This window comes from Pedobacter sp. (assembly GCF_035566355.1).
In the GTDB taxonomy this organism is placed as follows: Bacteria; Bacteroidota; Bacteroidia; order Sphingobacteriales; family Sphingobacteriaceae; genus Pedobacter.
Genome location: NZ_DATMRL010000039.1, coordinates 1 through 4,116 on the forward strand (window position 1 = coordinate 1; position 4,116 = coordinate 4,116).

4 protein-coding genes and 1 pseudogene are annotated in these 4,116 nt (G+C 40.4%); 2 read left to right on the forward strand and 3 right to left on the reverse strand.

The features are described 5' to 3' along the window. The first annotated feature begins 372 nt into the window (after positions 1-372). Complete coding sequence (locus tag VNZ46_RS01320) at positions 373-762, forward strand: hypothetical protein (protein ID WP_325558270.1); 390 nt, start codon at positions 373-375, stop codon at positions 760-762. 106 nt (positions 763-868) lie between these two features. On the opposite strand, the gene VNZ46_RS01325 is transcribed toward VNZ46_RS01320, so the two are convergent. The 3 genes from VNZ46_RS01325 to VNZ46_RS01335 form a co-directional block, all read right to left on the reverse strand. Then, on the reverse strand, positions 869-2,041 hold the full coding sequence (locus VNZ46_RS01325) for an acyl-CoA dehydrogenase (protein ID WP_325558271.1): 1,173 nt from the start codon (positions 2,039-2,041) through the stop codon (positions 869-871). Positions 2,042-2,207: 166 nt separating this feature from the next. Further along, complete coding sequence (locus VNZ46_RS01330) at positions 2,208-2,735, reverse strand: adenine phosphoribosyltransferase (RefSeq protein WP_325558272.1); 528 nt, start codon at positions 2,733-2,735, stop codon at positions 2,208-2,210. Between the two features lie 2 nt (positions 2,736-2,737). Next, a complete protein-coding gene (locus VNZ46_RS01335) occupies positions 2,738-3,640 on the reverse strand; it encodes a ComEA family DNA-binding protein (protein WP_325558273.1) in 903 nt (300 codons plus the stop codon). Positions 3,641-3,720: 80 nt separating this feature from the next. Here VNZ46_RS01335 and VNZ46_RS01340 point away from each other — a divergent pair. Then, positions 3,721-4,116 (forward strand): annotated as a pseudogene (locus tag VNZ46_RS01340) (hemolysin); the annotation flags it as partial.

A 4,116-nucleotide genomic window follows, 5' to 3' on the forward strand; every position in this document is an offset into this window, starting at 1 on the left:
AAAATACCTCCTCTCGGTGTGTTTAATTCCTTCATTCTTAGAAGGGATGCAAATGTAAATAAAAAATCTTATAAACAAAAAAATAATATGTTCTTCGTAGAAGCCCATTCTGCACCCTGCCCGGATCACCTCCCAGGTAAGCACCTAGAAAACCGAGCCCGCGAGCTCTTGAGAACAAATAAAAACATACACACTTCGAAAAAAATCAATTTTACTAAGAGGAGACCTCAGCTTTCGAAGCAGGTCGCGTAGCGACAACGCAGAAAGCGTAGTCTCCGAAGAGTATATTATTTTTTACACCATATTTAACATCACAAAACTTGGTATAATTATATATGAATAAAATGTAAATTAGCTTATATATATAAACTTATGACAACAGGAAAAAAAGTACTTACTTACGGTATCATCATTGCAGTACTGGTGATCGGCTCACTAGCCTACTATCATTATTTCTTTGTTTTAGGAGAAGGGGTCAAATCAGGAGAACTCAATTATGTAGTAAAAAAAGGATACCTCTTTAAAACCTATGAAGGTAAATTGATCCAGTCGGGGATTCAATCCAAGCAAATAGGCACCTTACAATCCAACGAATTTGAATTTTCAATTGCAGACCAGAAACTCGCAGAGCAACTCATGGCCAACAGTGGAAAAGTGTACCAGTTACATTACAAAGAATACAATTCCAGTTTACCTTGGAGAGGTTTCAGCGTATTTGTAGTAGACAGCGTTGTTTCCTCCCAAAATGCTCCAAAGCTCTAAAAGCACTCTATAAAGACATAAAAAAACCGGTGATCAAATGATCACCGGGCGCTTGAATTTTATATTTGGTTAGAATATGCTGGTTTAAATAAATTGCGGATACAAGTTATGCATTTAAAACTTCTCTTGCAATAACTATTTTCTGAATTTCCGAAGTTCCCTCCCCAATAGTGCAAAGCTTGCTGTCACGATAAAACTTTTCTACCGGAAAATCCTTCGTATAACCATAACCACCAAAGATTTGTACCGCTTCCGTAGAAACACGGACCGAAACCTCTGAAGCAAAATATTTTGCCATAGCCGCCTCTTTGGTCATCTTTATACCACGATTCTTCATATCTGCAGCCTGCCTGATCAGCAAGTCTGCAGCTTCAATCTCTGTAGCCATATCCGCAAGCTTAAAACTGATCGCCTGGAAACTCGAAATCGGCTGTCCAAACTGATGACGCTCTTTAGAATACGCAAGTGCAGCTTCATAAGCTCCCTTCGCAATACCCAAAGACAAAGCGGCAATAGAGATTCTTCCTCCATCCAATACTTTCATCGCTTGTTTGAAACCATCACCCACGCGGCCAAGCAGATTCTCCTTAGGCACCCTGCAATTGTCAAAGATCATTTCTGTTGTTTCTGACGCACGCATCCCCAGTTTATTTTCTTTTTTTCCTGCTGAAAAACCAGGAGTTCCCCTTTCTACTACAATTGCAGAAATCCCCTTGGAATCCCCTATTTCACCCGTCCTCACCATCACAACCGCAACATCTCCCGATTTCCCGTGAGTGATCCAGTTTTTTGAGCCGTTAATTACATATTCATCTCCATCAAGAGTAGCGGTGGTCATCATACGCAGGGCATCAGAACCAGTATTCGCTTCTGTCAAGCCCCAGGCACCAATCCATTCAGCTGTAGCCAGTTTAGGCAGCCATTTAGCCTTCTGCTCTTCGTTTCCAAAAGCCAGAATATGGCCGGTACACAATGAATTGTGAGCCGCAACCGACAATCCAACAGATCCGCAAACTTTTGCCACCTCTACAATAACATCTACATACTCCTGGTACCCAAATCCCGATCCACCGTAAACCTCAGGAACCAATACCCCCATCAATCCGAGTTCACCAAGTTTTTTAAAAACCTCTACCGGAAAATACTGCGACTCATCCCATTCCATCACATTCGGACGGATGTTCCGTTCCGCAAAATCTTTCACCATTTTTCTGATCATCTCCTGATTTTCAGAAACTGTAAAATTATATCCTAACGAACTATCTAGCACTTCTTGCATGTTTTTTTATTGAATTTGAGCAATTATAATTAAATAAATCAACAGCATCACTAGAAAAATATTCTCCCAAAAACAGAACAAAATGGTATTTAGTTCATTAACCCGACAAAGTTCCCTCAAAGCAATAAAAACAGCGAAATAAACCTCTAAAAAAAATCAATAAATTTTAATACGATGCAAGAGAAAAAGTCTGAGGAGCAAATTCACTTAACCGCTCTCTCCCATTCAAAAAATCAAGGGCAATAATAAAAGAGCAGCCAATAACCTCTGCTTGTAACTGCTTAACCAGTTTAGAAGCAGCCACTACTGTTCCTCCTGTAGCCAGAAGATCATCATGAACCAATACCTTCTGTCCTGGCAACAAGGCATCTTCATGTAATTCCAGCACAGCACTTCCATATTCCAGATTACAAGCCTGCTGTATCGTCTTAAAAGGCAATTTTCCTGCCTTTCGGATTGGAACAAAAGGCACTTTAAGCGCCTGGGCCAACAGCATTCCAAATAAAAAGCCACGGCTTTCGATCCCCGCCACGACATCAATCTCCAGATCCTTCAACTGCTCAACAAGCGCAGCCGTAATCTCTCCACACAACGCAGAATCTTTTAATATAGGTGTAATGTCTTTAAAAACGATGCCGGGTTTAGGAAAATCCAGTACATCTCTAACTGTCTGTTTTATTTTTGCTTCAATCATTATTAAAATATAAGATAAGGTTCCAGTTTCTCCAGCACCTGAGGTGTCAAAATAACCACCTTTTTTAAGTCTGCAATATTAGCATAATTTCCGTGTTGTTTCCTATACTGTAACACCGCATTGATCTGATTATATTTTAAATAAGGACAAAGCCTCAGGTCTTCAAACCCTGCAGTATTGATATTCAATTTCCGGATAGCCGAAGCATCAATGCGTACCTGATTCTTGATCTCCTCAAACTTAACAGAATCCAGACCAAATATTTCCAGCAACTGCTCTTTCCTGTAAAAGCCACCCAATCGCTCCCTGTACTTTACAATCCGTCTTGCAAAGGCAGGTCCAATCCCCCTTATCTTATCCAGTTCCAGTGTATCTGCGGTATTGATCTCCACCATTACGGGAACTGGCATTGCAACAGCTGCCCTTTTATAAACGACTTTAGCTGGATAATAAGGTACAGAAGATTTAATGTCTATATAAGGAAGTAGTGTCTTATACTGATCCGGAGCCACCACATACATCTTCTTCAGATCTTCCGGCCGGCGAAACCTTCCGCCTCTTTCCTCATATCTTAATATCGATTGTGCCTGCCTGGCAGAAAATCCCAGTTTCTCCCAACCAGATTGGGAAAGCGTATTCGGGTCAAAACGAAACAATACAGCAGATCTGGCCTTCTTTTTCTTAGTCCAGCCATACCTTCTGGTATCTGAAACTACAGCCGAGTCCATTTTTTGTTCCAGTACCTGCAGCATAAATGCCTCATCTTCCGGATCTTTAACCGGAGGCCAAAGCCAGGCAACAACATAAGGGCAGAAAGCCAGTATCAAAATTAAGCCCGACAGGAGCAGCAATCCATTGAACTCCCCTTTTGTAAGATCGAAGTAGTTATTTAACCATTTTCTCATACCCGGCTAATGTACTACCGATATTTAGAAATATAAATCTTATTTTTGAGGTTGCTTTCCAATTCATAAAAAAATTTTAAATGAAGATCATAACCACTAAAGAATTCGCCAAGGCCACAAAAATCGACAAACTTGGCGTTCCTGGTTTGGCTGCCTTGCTGATGGAAGTGATGAAATTAAACGACATCAACAAGGTCTTTTCACAAAACAAACATTTCAACGGTCTCGAATTTGTAGATAAAATACTGGAAACCATTGGTGTAAGTATAGACTTCGATGAAGATGATCTGAAAAATATTCCTAAAACGGGTGGATTTATTGCCATCGCTAACCACCCTTATGGTGGTGTAGAAGGCTTAGCACTCGTTAAATTATTATGTACCGTAAGGCCGGAAGCTAAGGTGATGGTCAACTTCATTCTAAAGAAGATCCCTAATCTCGACGAGTTCTTTGTTGCAGTTAACCCTTTTGAAAAT